Raw genomic sequence first — 22,374 nt, 5'->3', positions numbered from 1 at the left:
TCGTGGTCGAACGCCCCGCTATCTCCAGTCTACCAGACATCTCCACACATCAGATGATCGACCTCACCACCCAGACTGTCGCCATGCTCGCCTTGGCCGCCTTTGCGGCGGGCTTTGTGGACTCGATTGCCGGTGGCGGCGGACTGATCACCATCCCCGCACTGCTGCTTGCCGGGCTCTCGCCGGTCGAAGCGCTTGGGACCAACAAGTTGCAAGGCATGTTCGGCTCCGGATCGGCGACGATCCACTATGCCTCAAAGGGTCATGTCGACCTGCGCCGACAATTGCCGTCGGCCCTGCTGGCGGTCGCTGGGGGTGTCGTTGGCGCCTTGCTGGCCACCATTGTTCCGGGCGACCTGTTGCGCGCCCTGTTGCCGCTGGTGCTGATCGCCATCGCACTCTATTTCGCGCTCAAGCCCAATATGAACGATGTCGACCGGGCCGAGCGCCTGTCGCCGTTCCTGTTCGGACTGACCCTGGTGCCGGCAATCGGCTTCTATGACGGCCTGTTCGGCCCCGGCGCCGGTTCCTTCTACATGCTGGCCTTCGTCGCTCTTGCCGGCTACGGCGTGCTCAAGGCGACGGCGCATACCAAGCTGCTCAACTTCGCCTCCAATATCGGCGGCTTCATCGTCTTCGCTGCTGTCGGCGTCATCTCCTGGAAGATCGGGCTGATGATGGGCGTTGCCCAGTTCCTCGGCGCCCGCGTCGGTGCGAGCCTCGCCATGCGCATCGGCGCCAGATTGATCAAGCCGCTGCTGGTGGTCGTCTGCCTGGCGCTGGCGGTGAAACTGCTGGCCGACCCGGCCAACCCGCTGCGCGTCATGATTGGTGTGTGATCACGCGCCTGTTACCATGCCGTTGTTCGAATCATGTTGGAGGAGCCCGGACATGAATCTCAGCGCGCCTACCCAGATTGTTTTCATCATTTCTCTCGTCATTGCCATCATCGGCATTCTCGCCGCCCTTGGCGTTCTCGCCTTTATCCCGCTCGCATCGGTGTGGATCATTCTGATTGCCTACATCGTGCTCGCCGCCGGCTGCCTGATGCGCGGCGCCTGACAAGTCCCCTTGAAGTGGGGACGGAGAGCGCCCGGCCAAAAGCCGGGCGCTTTTGATTCTGACCTTCGGTCTGCTAGATTCCCGAGCAGAAGGATGGCCGATGCCGATCGAGATGCAGCTCCGCAAGGAACAGGACCGCTCCATCGCAGGGCGCTTCGAGATGCGCCGGCGCCTTCCCGATCCAGTGCTTGATGGGATCGTCACCGAAATCTGCGGCTACCGCGAAACGGCACCCGGCCATTTCCGTAATGTCGAATACGCTTCGCTCACCGTGCCGCTGGTGATCAGCTTCGCCGAACCCTTCGCCATCGGCCTCGGCAAGGCGCCCGGCGACAATGACCGCATCGCCAGTTTCGCCGCCGGCCTCTTCGCCGGACCGGTGATGATCGAATCCTTCGGTGCCGCCTGCTGCGTGCAAGTCAACTTCACGCCGCTTGGCGCGCGGCGTTTCTTCGGCCTGCCGATGAGCGAACTGACCGACAGCATGGTCGTCCTCGACGACGTGCTGGGCGCCGAGGGCCGGGCGCTGCGCGAACGGCTCGGCAACGCGCCAGACTGGGCGTCACGTTTCGACCTCGCCGAAGCCTTCGTCACCGCCCGTCTTGCCGGCGCCGCCGAAACGCCGCTCGAAATCGCCTGGGCCTATGACCGCATCATCGCATCAGGCGGTCGGGCCCGCATTTCCTCCATTGCCGAAAAACTGGGCTGGAGCCGAAAGCATCTCGCCGGCGGCTTTTCCAATGCGATCGGCATCGGCCCAAAGACATTGTCGCGTATCGTTCGTTTCAACCGGGCGCTCGGCCTGTCGCGGCGGCAGGCCGCCGATTGGGCCGACATCGCCGCCGATTGCGGCTATGCCGACCAGGCGCATCTGGTGCGCGAATTCCGCGACCTTGCCGGCGACACGCCGACGGCACTTCCGGTCAGGTAACATTTCTTCAAGACGCGGGAACGGCCTTCACCCAGATTGATGCATGTCGCCCAAAAGTGCGCAGCGGTCTTGGGCGACGACATGCACGAACAAGATTCATCGACCAACCCCGTTGAAGGAGATCGATATGGCCACCAGCAACGAAGCCCCGCGCCTGTACCCTGCCCTGCGCTACAAGAACGCGGCGAAAATGATCGACTGGCTCTGCGAAGCCTTCGGCTTCAGCGTCCGCGCCCGCTATGGCGAAGGCGATGTCGTACACCATGCCGAACTGGTCTTCGGCGCCTCGATGATCATGCTGGGCAGCGCGCGCGACGACGACTACGGCAAGATGGTCGGCGAACCCGGCACCGGCGGCGGCAAATCGATCTATATCGCCGTCGACGATGCCGACGCCGCGTATGCCAAGGCGAAGAAGGCCGGCGCAACGATCATCCAGGAGTTGACGGACCGCGACTATGGCAGCCGCGAATTCATCTGCCGCGATCCGGAAGGCAGCGTCTGGTCGTTCGGCACCTACTGGCCGAAGGCGGGGGATAAGGGCTGAGCTGATCGCGCTGCGAGTTCGAGATTGGCCGGGAGCGCCCCCACCTTCGTCATCCTCGGGTCTGCACTGCGTCGCTACGCTCCTCGCTCCGCCCGAGGATGACGACGCGGGGGCGTTTACGCTAATTGGCAAGGTGGTTCGCCAACAGGCCCCTACCGAGCCAGCCCGAAAATCGCGTCACAGTCGAGATGGGTTTCCAATTCGGCAGCGACCTCGTCCAGCGCCCGCTCGACTTCGGCTCGGTAGTCGATGCCACCGCCCCTGATGCCGAGGCTTTCCAGGAATTTCCCGCGAAAGGCATCGGCGCCGAACAGGCCATGCATATAGGTGCCGATCACCTTGCCATCGGCCGAGATCGCGCCATCCTCGACGCCATTGATGACCGCCGACGGCCGCAGCGTATCCGGGCCGGTGGTACGGCCGAGATGGATTTCGTAGCCTTCGAGTGGCAGGTCGAACTGGACCGAGCGCGCACTGACATTGCGCACGGTTTTCTCCGGCTCCATCACCGTTTCGATATCGAGCAGGCCAAGCGCCTCGGCCTCGGTGACGCTGCCTTCGATCCCGTCGGGATCGCGCACCACACGCCCAAGCATCTGGAAGCCGCCGCAGATGCCGACAATATGGCCGCCACGCTTGCGGTGCGCGGCAAGGTCTCTGTCCCAACCGTTCTCGCGGAATTTTAGGAGATCGCCGATCGTCGACTTGGAGCCGGGAATGACCACCAGTCCGGCGTCCCCCGGCAACGGCTTGCCCGGGGGTACGAACACCACTTCGACCTGCGGTTCGGCTTTGAGCGGATCGAGATCGTCGAAATTGGCGATGCGGCCAAGCATCGGCACAGCCACTTTCAACGCACGCGTCTCGCCGGATGCCAGCCGCTCCAGCACCACCGAATCCTCTGAAGGCAGCCGCGCCGCCGCCTTCAGCCACGGCACGACGCCAAAGCAGCGCCACCCCGTAAAACTGTCGATTGCGTTGATGCCGTCATCGAACAGCGAGACATCGCCACGGAACTTGTTGATGAGGTAACCGACGATCATGCGCCGGTCCTCTTCCGGCAGGATCAGATGCGTGCCGGCTACCGAGGCGATGACGCCGCCGCGATCGATGTCGCCGACCAGCACCACCGGCACATCGGCACGCGTGGCAAAACCCATATTGGCGATGTCGCGGCTTCTTAGATTGATTTCCGCCGGCGAGCCGGCGCCCTCGACGATGACGAGATCAGCGCCCTCGCCGACCTTGGCCCAGGAGTCCAGCACCGCATCCATCAGCCGGCCCTTCAGCGCCTGGTAGTCGCGGGCCCGCGCCTCGCCGAACACTTTTCCCTGCACGATGACTTGCGCGCCGATATCGGTCTGCGGCTTGAGCAGCACCGGGTTCATGTGGACCGACGGCGCGACGCCGCAAGCGATTGCCTGCAGCCATTGCGCGCGGCCGATCTCGCCGCCGCTTTTGCTGTTGTCGCCGGGAATGTCGGCGACGGCGGCGTTGTTCGACATGTTCTGCGGCTTGAACGGCCGCACCTTCAGCCCGCGCTTTTTCGCGGCGCGGCACAGGCCGGCGACCAGCACCGTCTTGCCGACATCCGAACCCGTCCCTTGCAGCATGATCGCCTTGGCCATCAGTTCCGACCCTGCGCCGCGGTTCCGGTGATCGTGGATTTCTGCGCCAGCGGTCCACCGCGCCAGATATAGAGCGCCAGAAGCGGCTCGCTGCCGGTTCGCATGGCGTGGTTGACATTCGAGGCGTGGTGGACGACCTCGCCCGCCTCGCGCTTGCGAAAACCGCCCTCGCCCATGCGCCATGCCGTGCCGCCGGTCAGCGGGATATAGATCTCCTCGGCGACGTGGTGGTGGTCTGGGTAGACGATTTCGGGTCCAAGGATCAGCAGGCCGGCCGCCACCTCATCATTGGCGAAATGGCCGCGCGTGCCGAACAATTCCAGCCAGCCGTAATTGTCGATGAAGGTCTTGCCGAAATCGGCCTCGGTATAGGTCTGCCCCCAATGCGATTCGTAGCGCCGCTGCGCCAGCCATTGGATCAGCGGTTGCGCAGCCATCGGCGCCAGGTCAGCCGCTCGATCGAGATGGCGCAGGCAACCGAGCGCATGCGGCGCCAGCGCGCGCGCCGGCATATCCCAGCCAATGCGCGCGACGGCGCCGCGCACCAGCGCGTCATCCACTGAGGCGAGATAGGCGTGGAACCGTCCCAGCAGCTCATCGAATTTTGTCGTCACATCTTGCTCCGGACATGCATTGGTGCACAGCCGCTCCGCAGCGGGTCGGGTTGCGCGGCGGCATCATTGGTCTAGATTAGTGCGCGCGCAAAGCCAAAAACGACAGGCCAGCAAGCCGAAACCATCAGGGAGCACGCCATGGACGCCGCGGTCGATGCGAGCACCAGCCAGTTCGAACTCAACGAGGAACAGCGTGCCATCCAGGAGATGGCGCAGGCCTTCGCCGCCGACCGCGTCGCGCCGAATGCGCTCGACTGGGACCGCAGGAAATACTTCCCCGCCGACGTGATCCGCGAGACCGGGCCGCTCGGCCTCGGTGGCATCTATGTCAGGGACGATGTCGGCGGTTCGGCTCTCGGCCGCCTCGACGCCGTGCTGATCTTCGAGGCTCTGTCGCACGCCGACCCAGGCTTTTCGTCCTTCATCTCGATCCACAACATGGTGGCCTCGATGATCGACAGGTTCGGTAATGACGAGCAGCGCCAGCGCTTCCTGCCGAAGCTGACCTCAATGGAATGGCTGGCAAGCTACTGCCTGACCGAGCCAGGCTCCGGCTCGGATGCAGCGGCGTTGAAGACGCGCGCGGTCAAGAGCGGCGGCGACTATATCCTCAACGGCGCCAAGCAGTTCATCTCCGGTGCGGGCGACAGCGATGTCTATGCAGTCATGGTGCGCACCGGCGCCGATGGGCCGAAAGGCATTTCCACGATCATCGTGCCGAAAGATGCGCCCGGGCTCTCCTTCGGCGCGAATGAGCACAAGATGGGCTGGCACATGCAGTCGACCCGCCAGGTCATCTTCGAGGACTGCAAGGTGCCGGCGGAAAACCTCTTGTCGGATGAGGGCGCCGGCTTCGGCATTGCCATGGCCGGCCTCGATGGCGGCCGGCTGAACATCGCCGCCTGTTCGCTGGGCGGCGCCCAGTCGGCGCTCGACAAGGCGCTGTCCTATACCGCCGAGCGCAAGGCCTTCGGCTCGAAGATCAATCAATTTCAGGCGCTGCAGTTCAGGCTGGCCGACATGGAGACCGAGTTGCAGGCGTCGCGCATCTTCCTCTATGCCGCCGCCTCCAAGCTCGACCGCAAGGCGCCCGATGCCGGCAAATGGTCCGCCATGGCCAAGCGCTTCGTCACCGACACCGGCTTCAATGTCGCCAACAATGCGCTGCAGCTGCTCGGCGGCTACGGCTATCTGCACGACTACGGCATCGAGAAACTGGTGCGCGACCTGCGCGTTCACCAGATCCTCGAGGGCACCAACGAGATCATGCGCGTCATCATCGCGCGGGCGCTGATCGGCCGCTGAAGCCAGCAAACTCCGGGAGTGAGACAATGACGACGATCGCCTTCATCGGCCTCGGTAACATGGGCAATCCAATGGCCGCGAATCTGGTCAAGGCGGGGCATCAAGTGCACGGCTTCGACCTCGTGCCCGAGAATCTGACGATCGCGCGCGAGCATGGCATCGTCGTCATGGCCAACGCGCCGGCGGCGGTGAAAGACGCCGATGTGGTGATCACCATGCTCCCGGCCGGCAAGCATGTGCTCTCGGTCTATGAGGACATCGCGCCCAAGGCGAAGAAGGGCGCACTGTTCATCGATTCCTCGACCATTGATGTCGAATCGGCGCGCAAGGCGCATGCGCTCGCTGCGAAACACGGCCTGCCCTCGATCGATGCGCCCGTCTCGGGCGGCACCGGAGGTGCCACGGCCGGCACGCTGACATTCATGGCGGGCGGCTCCAACGATGCCTTCGCCGCCGCCGAGCCGATCCTGAAGCCAATGGCCGGCCGCATTGTCCATTGCGGCGGCGACGGTGCCGGCCAGGCGGCGAAGATCTGCAACAACATGATCCTCGGCATTTCGATGATCGGCGTCGCCGAAGCCTTCGTGCTGGCGGAAAAACTCGGGCTGTCGCATCAGGCGCTGTTCGACGTCGCCTCGACATCCTCAGGCCAATGCTGGTCGCTGACCACCTATTGTCCGGTTCCCGGCCCTGTGCCGACCTCACCCGCCAACAGGGATTACAAACCGGGCTTTGCCGCGGCCCTTATGCTGAAAGACCTGAAATTGTCCCAGGAGGCCGCACTCGGCGCTGGGGCGGTGACCCCGCTTGGCGCCGAGGCGGCGCAACTCTACGCCCTGTTCAGCGCCCAGGGCCATGGCGGCGCCGATTTCTCCGGCATAATTAATTTTCTCAGGGGTAACCTAGCGTAACCAACGGATTTGACAGACTTTTCCGGACTCCTCCTGCAGAAAAACCGCAAATTTAGATTTGCTTAAGCTCTCGATAACTCCGCGGTAACGATGTCGGTATAAAACTGATCGTGAGGCGGACATATCGCATCCGCCCGGCGCTCCGGATCAGGTCTCGCGTACCGGAGCCCGTAAGTTTCGCCAAGTGTTCGAGTAGCGAAGCGCCATGCGTATCTGGCAAAGCCGCGTTCCGATGGAGCGCGGTTTTTGCATTTGTGCACCGCTCAATCCAGGCCGACATCTATATTCCGATCGCCGCGTTCGGGATTGGCACGTGGTCTTCGTTGATCAGCACGATCGGCGCATCCACTCCATCAACCCTGACCACGAGCAGGCGCATGCTCCAAGTGCCGGCATTGCGAACCAGATGGGAAAACACGGTGCCTTTGCCCTTGGCGCCGTGGACGGGAATACTGAACTGGGCGTCGCCCGTCCCATTCGCGTTGACGTTGAGATGGCCGCCGACCCAGAAATTGTCGATCACGTCGTCGCCAATGGCAGCCTTCACACGGGTGTCGGCGCGAATGGCATCCATGGTCATGTGGTAGGCGTCATTGCCCTTGAGCATGAAGGGGATGCTGCCGACCATCGTCGCACAGCCCCCGATACTGACCACCCAGACGGCAAGGCCGGCGATCGCCCAGTTGCGCTGCGTCTTGCGGAACTGTTCCGCGTCGCGCCAGGCCCGGTTCTGCCACGCCCAGCGGCTGCCTCGCGCGCCGAGCACGATGATCACGATGAGGTTGACGACCGGGATCAGCGCCAGCAGCGCGATGAAAGTGCTGTTGCCTATACCCCAGATCCAGTTGAGGAAGAAGGCGCCCCAATTCCAGCGATCGAGTTCGGGCGGAATTTCAGCGGGCTGGTTGAGCGGTTGTCCGGCCATGAAATCCCCCATCGGTGCGTATACCGATCGGTTCTAGCGCATGATCCCGACAATGCGCAAAATCAAAGTTCCGCAGGGCCTATTTCAAGCCTTTGACGAAAGCCGGCGAAAATTCGCCTTCACCGCACGGCTGGCCGGCTTCAGCCCGGCATTGATCGACCGTTCCGTCGCGACGCCGTTGAACAGCGACGGCGTGCGACCGGAAAGGAGTTCCGGCCAGAACCGCGATGCGGACTGCAGGACAGACATTTGCGCCGCGAACACGCCCTCGGCGATTGCGGCGGTCTTCTCGTTCACCGCACGGGCGGTTTCGGTGCCCCAAGGCTGGCTGCTGCCCGCGTCCATCGCCATCAACGGCATGCGCATCATCGCCACCAGCGGCGCCAGCATCAGGTCGGCGCCGATGTTGGCTGCTTCTTGCGCGCGTCGACTCTTGCCGGTTTTTCTCATGGAAATGAACCCCTTGTCGCAGCCAGGCTGGCCGCTGCCTCACACACTACGCGCGGGGGATGAAGTTTGTTCCCCATCACGGCAGCATGTTTCTCGAGGCCGGGCGTTCCTCCAGGAAACGCCCGGGTCGAGGTTCGCTCTCAACGCTTGCGCAGATCCGCTTGCGCCAGATCCAGCGCCTTGCCGATGCGCTCGCAGGCCATGTCGATCGTGTCGCGGGTCCAGATCAGCGGCGGCGACAGGATCATCGTGTCACCGGTGGCGCGCAGCATCATGCCGTTGGCGATCGCGTGGTCGCGCACCGTCACCGCGGCACTTCCCGACGGCAGGAACCGTTCCCTGGTCGCCTTGTCCTTGACGATCTCGATCGCGCCCATCAGGCCGATCGAACGCACCTCGCCGACGAGATCATGTCCGGCAATGCGCTCCTGCAGGGCCTTGGCGAAATAAGGCCCGGTGTCGTTCCTGACGCGGTCGACGAGGCCTTCCTGTTCGATGATTTCCAGGTTCTTCAGCGCCACGGCGCAAGCCACCGGATGGCCGGAATAGGTGTAGCCGTGATTGAACTCGCCGCCCTTCTCGACCAGCGTCGACGCAATGCGGTCGCCGACCAGCAAGGCCGACAACGGCTGGTAGCCTGACGTCAGCGCCTTGGCCGTGGTGATGGTGTCCGGTTCGATGCCAAGCGTCTGCGCGGCGAACCATTCACCAGTGCGGCCATAGCCCGTGATAACCTCGTCCAGCATCAGCAGAACATCATATTTGCGGCAGATGCGCTGCACTTCCGGCCAGTAGCTCGCAGGCGGAATCTTGACACCGCCCGCCCCCATCACCGGCTCGCCGATAAAGGCCGCGACCTTGTCGGCGCCGGCCTCGAGGATGGCGTCCTCGACCGACTTTGCCGCGCGCAGGCCGAAATCATGGTCGCTCTCGCCGGGCAGTGCCAGTTCATAGGCATAGGGCATCATCACATGGACGATGTTGGGCACGGCGCCGCCGAGCTGCTTGTGCATGGCATCCATGCCGCCGAGCGAGGTGCCGGCGATGGTCGAGCCATGATAGGCCATCTTGCGCGAGATGATGCGGTTCTTTTCCGGCTTGCCTTCCAGCACCCAGTAGTGGCGCACGAGGCGCAGCGCCGTGTCGTTGGCCTCCGAACCGGAGGAACCATAAAACACCTGGTTGACGTGTTTCGGCGCGATCTCGGCCAGCTTCTTGGACAACAGCACCGGCGTCGGCGTCGAGCATTTGAAAAAGGAATTGTAGTAGGGCAGTTCCTTCATCTGGGCGTAAGCGGCCTCGGCCAGTTCGTCACGGCCATAGCCGATGTTGACGCACCACAGCCCAGCCATGCCGTCGAGGATTTCGGCCCCTTCGGAATCGTAGATGAACGGGCCGTTGGCGTGGGTGATGATGCGCGAGCCGGCTTCGCGCAGTTCCTTGTGGTCGGTGAAGGGATGAAGATGATGCGCGGCGTCGATCTGCTGAAGCTGCTTCAGCGAATAATTCTGATAGGTCATGTCTGGATCTTTCCTCTGGATTCTGTCCGGCTGGCGCCGGGGCGAATGCATCAGAGGGCTACGGGCGGTGAATAACCGATGCGGGCGCACAGCCGCAAAAGCTCGGCGCGCAGCGTGCGCGGTGACGGTGTCACCGCGACCCGCGATGCGCGAGCCTCAAATGCGCCAACCAAGGTCCTGACGAGAGCCATTCCGGCACCTTAGAGCAAAGGCTGGTCGAGGTGAACCACCCTTTGCTTGGCCCATGAACGAATGATTCTAGGCCTTGGCGGTCAGCGCCCGCTGCAGGAAGACATATTTCATCGCCGTCTGGGCCGCCTGCGGCCGGCGGTCGCCACGCCCGCCATGTCCGCCTTCGGTTTCCTCGAAAAACAGCGTCCTGGCGTGGCCGGCCTCCTGCAGGCGAGCCGCCATCTTGCGCGCATGGCCGGGATGAACGCGGTCATCGGCGGTCGAGGTCGTCAACAGCACGGGCGGATAGGCGGGATTGGCCTTGACGTGCTGGTAGGGCGAATAGGCGGACAGCCACTTGACGTCTTCCGGCTTCGACGGATCGCCATATTCGGCCATCCATGAAGCGCCGGGCGGCAGCTCGGTGTAACGCAGCATGTCGAGGAGCGGCACCTCGATGATGGCGGCGCCGAAAAGCTCGGGATGCTGCGTCAGCGAAACACCGGTCAGCAGGCCGCCATTCGAGCCGCCCTGGATGCCGAGCGAGCTTGCTGTCGCGATGCCGCGCTTCACGACGTCCTCGGCGACCGCGGCGAAATCGTCAAAACCGTTCTGGCGATTGCCTTTCAGCGCCGCCTGGTGCCAGGCCGGCCCGAACTCGCCGCCGCCGCGGATGCAGGCCTGCACATAGGCGTTGCCCTTCTCCAGCCACAGCCTGCCGCGCACGCCGGCATAACCGGGCAAGAGCGGCACTTCGAAGCCGCCATAGCCATAGAGCAGCGTCGGCACCGGACCCTTCTGGTCGCGCCGCCTGACGACGAAATACGGGATCATCGTGCCGTCCTTCGAGCGCGCTTCGAACTGCTCCGAGATCAGCGGCGCGGCATCGAACCGCGCCGGCTGCGACTTCACCGTGGCGAGCGTCTCGCCATCGTCATCCGACCAGATGATCGAGCTCGGCGTCAGGAAATCCGTGAAGGAGAAGGACACGCTCGACCCGAAATGCTCGGCATGGCTGATGCCGACAGTGCCGTTTTCAGGCAAAGCCACCGGTTTCATGGACCAGGTGCCCTGCTTACGTTCGCAGACGAGGACCTTGCCACGCACATTGTCCATCAGGCTGATGAACAGCCGGTCCTGCGTGCGGGCAATACCGGCGATCGACACGCGATAGGCCGGCGCCAACAGGGTCTCGATGGCCCCCAAACCGCCGGTTTCGATCCAGTGGGCGAAGTCGAACGAATAGAGCCCGTCCGGCTGGCACACCGTGCCGTCAGGCGCCGTCCATGGCGTGCGCACGCCGAACACCAGTTGATCCTTGAAAAGCGATGTATCGGTGGCGTCGTCGGGCAGCGGAATGCGCCTGTTTTCACCAGACGGGAGATGCAGGAAGCTGTGCGACGCGAAGAAATTGATAGCCCGCGCCAGAAACACGTGACGCTTGTCGCCGTCGAACTCGACGCCGGCTCCGGCGGCGAGATCGTCTTTCTGCGCCTCGAATATCGGCGTCGCCTCTTCCAGCTTGGTGCCACGCTTCCAGAGCTTGATCACGCGCGGGTAGCCGGACTCGGTCTTGTCAGCGTCTTCGAGGGCCGCCGAGACGATGACCGTGTCCTTGTCCAGCCAGCCGAAACTCGACTTCGAGGCAGGAGCCCGGAACCCACCCTCGATAAACGATTTGGTTTCGATGTCGAATTCGCGCATTTCGCTGGCATCACCGCCATCCGGCGACATCGACAGCAGGCAGCGGCTGAAATCCGGATAGAGCCGGCTGGCGCCGCTGAACACCCATTTTATCCCCTCCTTCGCCGCAAGCTGGTCGAAGTCGATGATTGTTTCCCACACCGGCTTCTCGGTCTTGTAGGAAGCGACCGTCGTGCGGCGCCACAGCCCGAGCGCATTGGCCTTGTCCTGCCAGAAATTATAGACATGGCCGGCGATAGCCGCGCCGACCGCGATGTTGTCCTCGGCCGTCATCAGGTCGAGTGCGGTCTGGAATGACGCCTGGTAGGACGGATCGCCTTGCAATTCGCCAACCGTGATCTCGTTCTGGCGATGCACCCAGTCCAGCGACTGTTTGCTGGTCCTGTCTTCCAGCCAGAGGAATGGATCGGCGGCTTCTGGCTTGGCGATGGGCTTGGTCATGGAATCTCCGATAGGCAATGCTTCGGCATGCAACATCGACATGCCTTGTCCGATATTCAATAGCTGCGGCATCTCAGCAGAGGATTCGGGCCTTACCGCGACCGGCGACACTCGCAACCGCCAGCACCAGGCACATCAGGCCCAGCGTGATCGGCAGGCCACCGGCGCCCAGCAAATCCATCGCGCCTCCCGCCAGCGGCGGCACGGCGATGCCACCGACGCCCCACATCAGCGAGAAGGCGGCGTTGCCGGCGACCAGTGTCGAGCCGGTGAAGCGCTCGCCAAGCTCAATGATCGACATCGTGTAGATGCCATACGAAACCGCGCCCCAGACAAAGATCATCGGCCAGATCAGCGGCGTTTCGATGAGAAGCGGCAGCAGCACGCATCCGAGCACGGTCAAGCAAACGCAGGCAAGCCGCACCAGACGCGCGGAAATCCGCTCCGCCAACAGGCCAAGCGGCACCTGCATGGCGATGTTGCCGGCGATCATCATCGACAGCAGCGCCGACATGCGCACCTCCGCGATGCCGTAATGGGTGCCGTAGACCGGCAGCAGGGCCAGCGCCCCCTGTTCGAAACCCGCGGCGACGATGACCGCGAACAGAAGCAGCCACGCCATCGGTACGAAGCCCAGGACCGAGACCTGATGACCGGCCTCGTCCACCTTGGGCAGGCGCGGCAGCACCGAAGCCAGACAGATGCCGCATAGAACGAAGGCGGAAATACCGACGATGAAGGGTGGCCAGCCTTCGGTGCCGACGGCAAGCAGGCAAAGCGGGCCAGCCGCGAATCCGGCCGAGATGATCGTCGAATAGACGCCCATGATGCGCCCTCGCCGCGCCGGTGGCGCCAGTGCGATCACCCAGATTTCGCTCAGCACATAGAGCGGATTGGTCACCGCGCCGATCAGGAAGCGCAGCGGAAACCACAGATAGACATTCTGCGTCCAGCCAATCAGCGCCAGCACGACGGCCGAAAGCGCCGCACAGGTAAGCGCCGTCCGCCCTGCCCCGAACCGCCGCGCCAGTCCGGGGATGAGCGGCGACGAGACGATGAAGCCGATCGGCGTCATCGCCGCCGACAAGCCGATCATTGCCGGCGAGACGCCCTGTCGCTGCAGGATGAAGCTCAACAGCGGATAGGACAGCCCTTGCGCGATCGCGAACACCGAGACGGTCGCGATCACGCCGGTGATCGCCGCCCATTGCATCCCGACCTGGCTGTTGTCCGAACCGGCCGCCATCATGCCTGGCCGCTCCGGCGAACCGATGCGCGATAGAGCGCGAAGATCACCAGCAAGGCGTCGAGGCCGATGATCACCACGGGCAGGCCCAGCGGACCGATGCCCTGCATCAGCAGCCCGGCGCCGGGCGGGCCGACGATACCGCCAACGCCCCACAGCAAGGCGAAGGCGGCGTTGCCAGTGACAAGCAGCGTGCCCTTGAACCGGCTGCCGAGCTCGACCAATGCCATCGTATAGACGCCGTAGCCGACCGCGCCCATCACCAGCAGCACGCCCCAGATCAGGGGAGTCAAGATCAGCAGCGGCAGCAGAATCGCGCAGGCGGTCGTAGCCATCGCGCAAGCCAAGATCATCGGGCGGCCGCCGAACCGCTCAGCGAGCAGGCCAAGCGGGATCTGCAGCAGGATGTTGCCCAGGGAAAGCGCCATCACCAGCGCGGCGAGCACGGCTTCCGGCAAGCCATAGCCGGCGCCGAAGACCGGGACCAGCGCATAGGTGCTTTGCTGGACGGCGGCCGAGACCAGCACGGCCAGCAGCAGCGCCGGTGCCAGCCGTGCAAAACCGATAAAGCTGCCGGCGGGCTGGCCGTCATCCTCGAAACCGGTGAGCTTCGAGGAGACAAGGCGCAGGATGATCGCGCAAAGCACGAAACCGCCGACACCGACGCTGAAGGGCCCCCAGCCCGAAGTGCCGACCAGGGTCAAGGTGAACGGGCCGGCCGCATAGCCGGCGCCCATCAGCGTGTTGAATACACCCATTACACGACCGCGCCGTGAGGGCGGAGCCAGCGACAGTGCCCAGACCTCGCCGAGGATATAGAGCGGGTTGATGACGACGCCGATGATGAAGCGGATGACGTACCAGGCCACCCAGTTTTGCAGGTAGCCGATGCCCAGGAAGCACAGCGCTCCAACCAGTGAGCAGCCGACCGCCAGGTTTCGCGCACCGACCAGCCGTACCGCCGCCGGCACGAACGACGCCGACAGGATCAGGCCGAGCGGCATCATCGCCGCCGACAGGCCGATCAGCCCGGGCGACATGCCTTGCTTCTGCATCAGGAGCGTGAACAGGGGCGAACTCAGCCCTTGCGCGGCGCCGAACATGGCAAGCGCCGCGGTCACGCCGGCGAGCGCCGCCCACTGCGTCCCCGCTTCGCCTTCGCTCGAGCTGGTTGCGACCATTCCGTCATTCCATGTGAGGTGCCGGCAGACCTCCCGGCCGGCAAGCGTCACTAGCTACTGGTTCGATCAGGGGAAAGAAAGTGCCGGCAAGGGAAATCCGCTTGCGCCAACTCGACGGCGATCCGGCGAATCGCGCCGCCGCGCAACTGCCATTCCGGCATGTCGCTTCCCTCGCCCTAGTGGTCGCCGCCTCCGCAATGGCCGGCCGGCCGCCGGTCCATTATGCCGCCCGCTATTCGCATCCTACGAGGACCATCATGACCGCCGCCCTAAACCCTGCAGAACCGGCCTTGGCACCCGACCGTGCCCGCCGTGGCGGCCGCGCCGGAAAGCGCGCCGGAGGCTCGGCCGCGTTCGAGCAGCCGCCGTTTCGGCAGTTGAAGATCCCGCTGCGGCCCACGAAGCTGGTTTCGGATGACGAGCTGGAGTCGATCCACCTCGCCTCCTTGCGTGTGCTCAAGGAAATCGGCGTCGACGTCCTGCACGACGAGGCCCGGCGTATCATGAAGGCGCATGGCGCCGACGTGCGCGAAGGTTCGGAACGCGTCCGCTTCGACAGCGACATGATCCTCGAACTCGTCTCGCATTGTCCGTCCGAATTCACCATCCATGCCCGCAATCCCGCGCACAATGTCCGCTTCGGCGGCGATAATCTGATCATCTCGATGATGGCGTCGGCACCCAATTGTTCCGACATCGACCGTGGCCGCCGGCCGGGCAACCAGGCGGACTATCGCAATTTCCTGCGCCTTGCGCAGATGCACAACATCCTGAACTGCACCGGCGGCTATCCGGTCGAGCCGACCGATATCCATCCGTCCGTCCGCCACCTCGAATGCGTTCGCGACCTTGCAATGCTGACCGACAAGGTGTTCCACATCTATTCGCTCGGCAAGGAACGCAATGTCGACGGCATTGAAATCACCCGCATCGCGCGCGGCATCAGCCACGAGCAGCTGCTCGAGGAGCCGTCCGTCTTCACCATCATCAACACCAATTCGCCGCTCAAGCTCGACGTGCCGATGATGGAAGGCATCATCCAGATGTCGAGCAAGGGCCAGGTCGTCATCGTCACGCCCTTCACCCTGTCGGGTGCGATGGCGCCGGTGACCATCGCCGGTGCGCTGGTGCAGCAGAATGCCGAGGCGCTGTCGGGCATTGCCTTTGCCCAGATGGTGAAGAAGGGTGCGCCTGTCGGCTATGGCGGCTTCACTTCCAATGTCGACATGAAGTCCGGCTCGCCGGCCTTCGGCACGCCCGAATACATGAAGGCGCAGCTTGTCGGCGGCCAGCTTGCCCGCCGCTACAACATTCCCTATCGCACCTCCAACACCTGCGCCGCCAACACGGTCGACGCGCAGGCGGCCTATGAAAGCGTGTTCTCGCTGTGGGGCGCCATCCAGGGCGGCGGCAACCTGATGATGCACGCGGCCGGCTGGCTCGAGGGCGGCCTGCGCTGCTCCTACGAAAAGACCATTCTCGACATCGACCTCTTGCAGATGGTGGCGGAATTCCTGACCCCGCTCGATCTGTCCGAGGAAGCGCTAGGCTTCGACGCCATCCAGTCGGTTGGCCCGGGCGGCCATTTCTTCGGCACCCAGCACACGCAGGACCGCTACAAGACCGCCTTCTATTCGCCTATCCTTTCCGACTGGCGCAACTTCGAGACATGGGCGGAAGCCGGCTCGCCGACGGCGCTGGAAAAAGCCAACAAGGTCTGGAAAGAGCGGCTGGCGTCCTATGACGAGCCCTACATGGATCCGGCCATCCGCGAGGAACTCAACGACTTCGTCCAGAAGCGCACGGCCGAAGGCGGCGCGCCGACAGATTTTTGATCATGCTGGCGTGCGTCGTCACGCCAGCCCCAAACCTCTGATTCAATTTACACAAAAACGGACCTATCTTCATGAAATCCCATGTAAAAGCGGTTGTCATCGGCGGCGGCGTCGTCGGCTGCTCGGTGCTGTATCACCTGGCCAAGGCCGGGTGGACCGATATCATGCTGATCGAGCGCTCGGAGCTCACCTCCGGCTCGTCCTGGCACGCGGCGGGCGGCTTCCACACGCTGAACGGCGACCCCAACGTCGCCAAGCTGCAGGCCTACACCGTGCAGCTCTACAAGGAGATCGAGGAAATATCAGGCCAGTCCTGCTCGCTGCACCTGACCGGCGGCGTGATGATGGCCGATACGCCCGAGCGGATGGACTTCTTGCGGCTGGCCCACGCCAAGGGCCGCTATCTCGGCATGGACACCGAGCTGATCACGCCTTCGGAAGCCAAGGCGATGTTCCCGCTGATGGATGAGACGAACTTCGTCGGCGCCATGTGGGATCCGGTTGAAGGCCATCTCGACCCTTCGGGCACGACGATCGCCTACTCCAAGGCGGCCAAGAAGCTCGGCGCCGAGATCGTGCTGCGCAACCGCGTCGTCGACTTGACGCAGCAGCCGGACGGCACTTGGAACGTCGTCACCGAACAGGGCACTGTCCATGCAGAGCACGTCGTCAACTGCGGCGGCCTGTGGGCGCGCGAGATCGGCCGCATGGTCGGCGTCGAGCTGCCGGTTCTTGCGATGGAGCACATGTACCTGCTCACCGAGCCGATGCCGGAGGTCGAGGAATTCAACAAGTCGACCGGCCGCGAGATGATCGGCGTGCTCGATTTCAAGGGCGAGATCTACACCCGCCAGGAGCGCAACGGCATCCTGCTCGGCACCTATGAAAAGGCCTGCAAGCCGTGGTCGCCGGTCAACACGCCCTGGGATTTCGGCCATGAATTGCTGCCGCCGGACCTCGACCGCATCGCGCCGTCGCTGGAGATCGGCTTCAAGCACTTCCCCGGCATCGAGAAAGCCGGCATCAAGCAGATCATCAACGGCCCCTTCACCTTCGCGCTCGACGGCAACCCGCTGGTCGGCCCGGTGCAGGGCCTGACCAATTTCTGGTGTGCCTGCGCCGTCATGGCCGGCTTCAGCCAGGGCGGCGGCGTCGGCCTCGCTCTGTCCAACTGGATGGTGCACGGCGATCCCGGCTTCGACGTCTGGGGCATGGATGTCGCCCGCTTCGGCGAATGGGCCGGCCTGCGCTACACCAACGCCAAGGTGCGCGAAAATTATTCGCGCCGATTCTCGATCCGTTTCCCCAACGAGGAATTGCCGGCAGCGCGTCCTGCGCAGACGACGCCGCTCTACGACATCATGCTCGCCAACAACGCCGTCATGGGCGATAGCTGGGGCCTGGAAACCCCGCTGTGGTTCGCGCCGAAGGGCAAGGAGCCGAAGGACATCGTTTCCTTCCATCGCTCCAATGATTTCGGCCCGATCGGCGAGGAAGTGCGCGCCACGCGCGAACGCGTCGGCGTGACCGAGATCGCCAACTTCGCCAAATACGAAGTGTCGGGACCGGGGGCGGAAGAGTTCCTCAACCGGCTGATGACCAACCGCATGCCGAAGACCGGCCGCATCGTGCTCACCCCGATGATCAACGAGTTCGGCAAGCTGATCGGCGACTTCACCATCGCCAAGGCGGGTGAAGACCGCTTCATGATCTGGGGTTCTTCGGCCGCGCAGAAATATCACATGCGCTGGTTCGAGAAGCACCTGCCGAAGGACGGTTCGGTGCGCATCCACCGCTTCGACCAGACGCTGGTCGGCCTGTCGATCGCCGGACCGAGCGCGCGGGATTTGCTGCAAAAGCTCGTGGATACGGACATCTCGACAAAAGCCTTCCGCTTCATGGATTTCCGCGAGATGGCCGTCGGCGGCGCGCCCTGCATGGTCAACCGCATCACCTACACCGGTGACCTCGGCTACGAGATCTGGATGGCGCCGGCCTATCAGCGCCTGGTCTACAAGGCGATCAAGGACGCCGGTGAAGAATTCGGCCTGGTCGATTTCGGCATGCGCGCCTTGCTGTCGATGCGTCTCGAGAAGAACTTCCCGACCTGGTTCCGCGAGCTGCGGCCGATCTACGGCCCGTTCGAAGGCTCGATGGACCGCTTCATCAAGCTCGAGAAGAACGATTTCATCGGCCGTGAGGCTGCTGCCAAGGAACAGGCGGACGGACCAAAACTGCGCCGTGTCTCCTTCATCGTCGATGCCGCCGATGCCGACGTGATGGGCGACGAACCGATCTGGGCCAAGGTCAGCAAGGATTTTGGCACGGTGGAAAAGCCGCATGGCTACGGCGCGCCCCGCTTCGACGACAAGGGCAAGGAAGTGCGTGGCTCCAAGGCCGCCGAGGGCGCTTCCGCCGTGCGCGGCATCGTTGATGGCGACTGGCGCGTCGTCGGCTGGGTGACGTCGGGCGGCTATGCCCATTATGTCCAGAAGTCGATGGCGCAGGGTTACGTTCCGGCGGCGCTGGCCGAGGATGAAAGCGCCGGCCTGTTCGAGATCGAGATCCTCGGACATCGGCGTCCGGCCCGCATCAATGTCGAGGCACCGTTCGATCCGAGCGGCGAGAAGATGCGGACCTGAGGGTCGACGATGGACAGCGCGGCGCCAAAGGGGAGCTTCGGCCGCCACCGCAAGATCATGCCGTTCGAGCCTGGCTCGATCGAGGAATTGCGTGAAGGCTCCCGCCAGAAGGCGGCTTCGCTCAACCAGCATGTGCTGGGCTATGGCGCGCAGGCTGAAGCGGAATGGGCGGCGGCGGGCATTGCCGCCCCCGATCTTCCGGCGATGCGCAAATACCGGCTGGAGCGCATCCGCGCCGAGCTGAAGCGGCGCGGCTATGCCGGTGCCCTGCTCTACGATCCGGTCAATATCCGCTATGCGACCGACAGCACCAACATGCAGCTGTGGGTGGCGCACAACCCGACGCGGCATTGTTTCGTCGCCACCGACGGACCGGTGGTTCTGTTCGACTATTTCTCCTGCGAGCATCTGTCCGATCATTCCGGCGTCGTCGACGAGGTGCGTCCGGCCGTATCGTGGATGTATCTCTATGGCGGCGAACTCACGGAGCAAAAAGTCCGCTGCTGGGCCGCAGGCATAGCCGATCTGGTAACGGAGCATGGCGGCGGCAACAACCGCGTCGCGGTCGACCACCTCAATCCGGAAGGCGTCGAGGAGTTGGCGCGGCTAGGTGTCTCCATCGGCAATGGCGAAGCGGTGATGGAAAACGCCAGGCTGATCAAATCGCCTGATGAAATCCTCGCCATGCGCCGTGCCATCGTCGCCTGCGAGGCGGCAATGGGCGAGATGGAACAGGCACTGAAGCCCGGCATCTCCGAGAACGAACTGTGGGCCGAACTGCATCGCGGCAATATTGCGCGCGGCGGGGAATGGATCGAGACGCGCCTGCTGGCGTCGGGCCCGCGCACCAATCCCTGGTTCCAGGAATGCTCGTCGCGCCTGATCGAAGCGGGCGACCTCGTCGCCTTCGACACCGACCTGATCGGCCCCTATGGCTTCTGCGCCGACCTGTCGCGCACCTGGCTTTGCGGCGATGCAAAACCATCCAACGAACAACGCGGCCTGTTCCGCATGGCCGCCGAGCAGATCGAACACAACACGCAATTGATGCAGCCCGGCATTTCGTTCCGCGACCTTGTCGAACGCTCGGCGGTGCCGCCGGGAGACTGTTTCCCGACCCGCTACGGCGTGCTCTATCACGGCGTCGGCCTGGCCGATGAGTACCCGACACTGCCGCATGCCAGCGACTGGACGCCGGACACGCCGGACGGCGTGCTCGAACCCGGCATGGTGCTGTGCGTGGAAAGCTATATCGGCAGGCTTGGCGCCCGTGAGGGCGTCAAGATCGAGGAGCAGATCCTGATCACCGAGACCGGCAACGAGCAGCTTTCAACCTACCCGTTGGATGCGAGGCTGCTAGGCTAACCCTGCAAGGGCGTCGCGCATTGCCTTGATTGTCTTTTCAGGCGTCGTCCGGGCGGTAATGAACGGCAGGCCCTTGCGCCGTGCCGTCCAGCCGACGATCACGACCTTGCGCGCCGCCGGCTCGAAACGTTGCGCCAGCGCCCAGCTCTCACAATCGATCGCCGCTATATCGGCCCTGCCCTCGGCCACAGTGACGATCGAGCCGCGATGGCCACCGCTTTCGCTACGCGAGGAAAAGATGTCGAGGCTTTCGCCCGCCGCCTGCAGGTCGCGCGTCAGGGCAATGATGCCCGACATGGAATCGAGGCTGTTGAAGGTGAAGCGCTTGCCACGGATGAGATCGAGAGGCAGCAAGGCCTTGCCATCCGCGGGCGATCGAGCCTCCGGCCCCTCGCCCGCCCGCATCACCAGCGCGCTCGAATAGAGTTCGCCCTGCCCGCCTTCATAGGTGTCATAGCTTGGCTGGCCGACCACCTGCACATGGCTCGACAGTCCGAGTTCCATCGGTCCCCAGCAGGTCTGCGCGAACAGCAGTGCCGGATGCAGCCAGAGCTTGTGATAATCGAGTTCATCCGGCGGCAATGTCGCCGGGTCCGGCGCGATCAAGGCCCCCTGGCCATCGCGGATGCCACCCGGCACGGGCGGCAGGTCACCGTTGCGGCGCACGATGGTCTGCGGCGCATCGATGCCCTTCTGCCGGAAGGCGTCCCGCAGCAGCACCCATTGCGCGTCGACCTCGCCGCGCGCCTCGGGCCAGTCATACATTGGCAGGGCAGCAATCGATTCACTCATGCCGATATCAAATCATCATCTCTGGAAAAGGATCGCAAAAACGCGGCGTCCAATCAGAATTGGCCGACACCTATCCCGGGATGCCCGGGCTATTCCTTGGGCGGCTCGGCGGGCACCGGCGCGGTGCCGAGCCCATTGATGTTGCGGGCCCGGATGCGTGGCTTGAACGCCCGGCCGTGCTCAGGCGCACGACGCAGCACCGGGTGCACGATCGGCTCCTTTGCCTTGAAGGCATAGGCTTTGATCAGCGCGAAATAGTTCGGATAGGCATAGCCATTGTTCATCCGCAGCCACTCGTCCCGGCGCTCGCGAAACAGCTTGGGCAGCTTGTACCAGGCCACGGTCGGCGTCTTGTGGTGGACGAAGTGCAGATTGTTGTTGAGGAACAGAAACGACAGCGGCGAGCGCTCGATGATCACCGTGCGGCCTTCCGGATGCTCGGACCACTGATGCTCGGCAAAGGTGCGGATCGCGATCAGCGACTGACCGAGCCACACCGGTGCCAGGATGTAGAGCCACAACGGAATGCCGAAGCCGAACTGCACGATCGGCGCCACAATGGCGAGGCCGATCGCATGCAACAGCCAGGCTTTGCGGATCGCCTTGTCGCCGGCCATGATCTGCTTGGCGTCGTCGATGAAGAAGCCGATGCAGGACAGCCAGGGGCCGAGGAAGAACCGGCCGGCCATGGTGTTGTTGACCTTGAGCAGGAATTTCATCGTCGGCGGCAATTCGTCGTGCTGCCACAGCGCCTGATAGTAGCTTTCCGGATCGTCCAGCGGATCGGTCAGCCGCTCGTCGGCATGGTGGCGCAAGTGCAGCGTCTTGAAGCGCCGGAACGGCCAGACCAGACCGATCGGCAGGAAGACGAAGGCTTCGTTGATCAACGCATTGCGCGTCGGATGACCATGCAGCACTTCGTGCATGATCGACGACTGCAGTGCCAGGACAAAGCCGAGGAGAAGGAGCGCCACAATGGGATAGGAAGGCCAGAGCAGGAAACCGGTGGCAAGCCACGTTCCGTAACAGAAGAAAGCGAGAACCGTGGTCGGCCACTCGATGGCCGGTGCGTTGCGTCGCTTGATGCTCTTGCCTGTCATGCTA

The 22,374-nt window shown here is 63.7% G+C and carries 19 protein-coding genes; 9 read left to right on the top strand and 10 right to left on the bottom strand.

The window, feature by feature from the left end:
- Positions 1–53: 53 nt before the first annotated feature.
- From EB230_RS18220 to EB230_RS18205, 4 genes are all read left to right on the top strand, one after another.
- Positions 54–839 carry a TSUP family transporter gene (locus EB230_RS18220; RefSeq protein WP_056572522.1) on the top strand — a complete coding sequence of 262 codons (786 nt, stop codon included), beginning with the start codon at positions 54–56 and terminating at the stop codon, positions 837–839.
- A gap of 52 nt (positions 840–891) precedes the next feature.
- Positions 892–1,062, top strand: a complete 171-nt coding sequence (locus tag EB230_RS18215) for a hypothetical protein (RefSeq protein WP_081295103.1) — start codon at positions 892–894, stop codon at positions 1,060–1,062.
- Positions 1,063–1,162: 100 nt separating this feature from the next.
- The gene (locus tag EB230_RS18210) at positions 1,163–1,993 is read left to right on the top strand and encodes an AraC family transcriptional regulator (RefSeq protein ID WP_172373497.1); all 831 of its coding nucleotides are present in this window, start codon (positions 1,163–1,165) and stop codon (positions 1,991–1,993) included.
- 127 nt (positions 1,994–2,120) lie between these two features.
- On the top strand, positions 2,121–2,540 hold the full coding sequence (locus EB230_RS18205) for a VOC family protein (RefSeq protein ID WP_056573440.1): 420 nt from the start codon (positions 2,121–2,123) through the stop codon (positions 2,538–2,540).
- Between the two features lie 152 nt (positions 2,541–2,692).
- Here the strand turns inward: EB230_RS18205 and EB230_RS18200 are convergent, their stop codons facing one another.
- Positions 2,693–4,168: a cobyric acid synthase gene (locus tag EB230_RS18200; protein WP_056572526.1), complete on the bottom strand. Its 1,476-nt coding sequence runs from the start codon at positions 4,166–4,168 to the stop codon at positions 2,693–2,695.
- Positions 4,168–4,782 (bottom strand): dimethylsulfonioproprionate lyase family protein, encoded by a 615-nt coding sequence (locus EB230_RS18195; protein ID WP_056572528.1) that lies wholly within the window; start codon positions 4,780–4,782, stop codon positions 4,168–4,170. The genes EB230_RS18200 and EB230_RS18195 overlap by 1 nt, the downstream gene beginning before the upstream one ends.
- Before the next feature lie 138 nt (positions 4,783–4,920).
- Here EB230_RS18195 and EB230_RS18190 point away from each other — a divergent pair, with 138 nt between their 5' ends.
- Both EB230_RS18190 and mmsB read left to right on the top strand, forming a co-directional pair.
- Positions 4,921–6,087: an isobutyryl-CoA dehydrogenase gene (locus tag EB230_RS18190; protein WP_056572531.1), complete on the top strand. Its 1,167-nt coding sequence runs from the start codon at positions 4,921–4,923 to the stop codon at positions 6,085–6,087.
- Between the two features lie 26 nt (positions 6,088–6,113).
- Positions 6,114–6,998: a 3-hydroxyisobutyrate dehydrogenase gene (mmsB, locus tag EB230_RS18185; RefSeq protein WP_056572533.1), complete on the top strand. Its 885-nt coding sequence runs from the start codon at positions 6,114–6,116 to the stop codon at positions 6,996–6,998.
- 280 nt (positions 6,999–7,278) lie between these two features.
- Here the strand turns inward: mmsB and EB230_RS18180 are convergent, their stop codons facing one another.
- From EB230_RS18180 to EB230_RS18155, 6 genes are all read right to left on the bottom strand, one after another.
- Complete coding sequence (locus tag EB230_RS18180) at positions 7,279–7,923, bottom strand: cytochrome c oxidase assembly factor Coa1 family protein (RefSeq protein WP_056573443.1); 645 nt, start codon at positions 7,921–7,923, stop codon at positions 7,279–7,281.
- An 84-nt stretch (positions 7,924–8,007) separates the two neighbouring features.
- Positions 8,008–8,373, bottom strand: a complete 366-nt coding sequence (locus EB230_RS18175) for a hypothetical protein (protein WP_056572534.1) — start codon at positions 8,371–8,373, stop codon at positions 8,008–8,010.
- Positions 8,374–8,513: 140 nt separating this feature from the next.
- Entirely contained in the window at positions 8,514–9,893 is a 1,380-nt protein-coding gene (locus EB230_RS18170; RefSeq protein WP_056572536.1) for an aspartate aminotransferase family protein, read from the bottom strand.
- Between the two features lie 258 nt (positions 9,894–10,151).
- Positions 10,152–12,209: a prolyl oligopeptidase family protein gene (locus tag EB230_RS18165; protein WP_056573446.1), complete on the bottom strand. Its 2,058-nt coding sequence runs from the start codon at positions 12,207–12,209 to the stop codon at positions 10,152–10,154.
- A gap of 73 nt (positions 12,210–12,282) precedes the next feature.
- A complete protein-coding gene (locus EB230_RS18160; protein ID WP_171883301.1) occupies positions 12,283–13,458 on the bottom strand; it encodes an MFS transporter in 1,176 nt (391 codons plus the stop codon).
- Positions 13,455–14,636: an MFS transporter gene (locus EB230_RS18155; RefSeq protein ID WP_056572539.1), complete on the bottom strand. Its 1,182-nt coding sequence runs from the start codon at positions 14,634–14,636 to the stop codon at positions 13,455–13,457. The genes EB230_RS18160 and EB230_RS18155 overlap by 4 nt, the downstream gene beginning before the upstream one ends.
- A 257-nt stretch (positions 14,637–14,893) precedes the next feature.
- On the opposite strand from EB230_RS18155, the gene EB230_RS18150 reads away from it, so the two are divergent.
- The 3 genes from EB230_RS18150 (at position 14,894) to EB230_RS18140 (ending at position 20,478) form a co-directional block, all read left to right on the top strand.
- Complete coding sequence (locus EB230_RS18150) at positions 14,894–16,471, top strand: trimethylamine methyltransferase family protein (RefSeq protein WP_056573452.1); 1,578 nt, start codon at positions 14,894–14,896, stop codon at positions 16,469–16,471.
- Positions 16,472–16,542: 71 nt separating this feature from the next.
- Positions 16,543–19,113 carry an FAD-dependent oxidoreductase gene (locus EB230_RS18145; protein WP_056572541.1) on the top strand — a complete coding sequence of 857 codons (2,571 nt, stop codon included), beginning with the start codon at positions 16,543–16,545 and terminating at the stop codon, positions 19,111–19,113.
- Positions 19,114–19,122: 9 nt separating this feature from the next.
- Positions 19,123–20,478 (top strand): Xaa-Pro peptidase family protein, encoded by a 1,356-nt coding sequence (locus EB230_RS18140; protein WP_056572543.1) that lies wholly within the window; start codon positions 19,123–19,125, stop codon positions 20,476–20,478.
- On the opposite strand, the gene EB230_RS18135 is transcribed toward EB230_RS18140, so the two are convergent.
- Together EB230_RS18135 and EB230_RS18130 are read right to left on the bottom strand one after the other, a co-directional pair.
- Positions 20,470–21,270, bottom strand: a complete 801-nt coding sequence (locus EB230_RS18135; protein ID WP_056572545.1) for a PhnD/SsuA/transferrin family substrate-binding protein — start codon at positions 21,268–21,270, stop codon at positions 20,470–20,472. The genes EB230_RS18140 and EB230_RS18135 overlap by 9 nt on opposite strands.
- A gap of 89 nt (positions 21,271–21,359) precedes the next feature.
- A complete protein-coding gene (locus EB230_RS18130; RefSeq protein ID WP_056572547.1) occupies positions 21,360–22,370 on the bottom strand; it encodes a fatty acid desaturase in 1,011 nt (336 codons plus the stop codon).
- Between the last annotated feature and the right edge of the window lie 4 nt (positions 22,371–22,374).

Source organism: Mesorhizobium sp. NZP2234 (genome assembly GCF_013170765.1).
Classification (GTDB): domain Bacteria; phylum Pseudomonadota; class Alphaproteobacteria; order Rhizobiales; family Rhizobiaceae; genus Mesorhizobium; species Mesorhizobium loti_D.
Note: the sequence above shows the minus strand (reverse complement) of the source record. Positions and strands in the feature narration are given on the sequence as shown.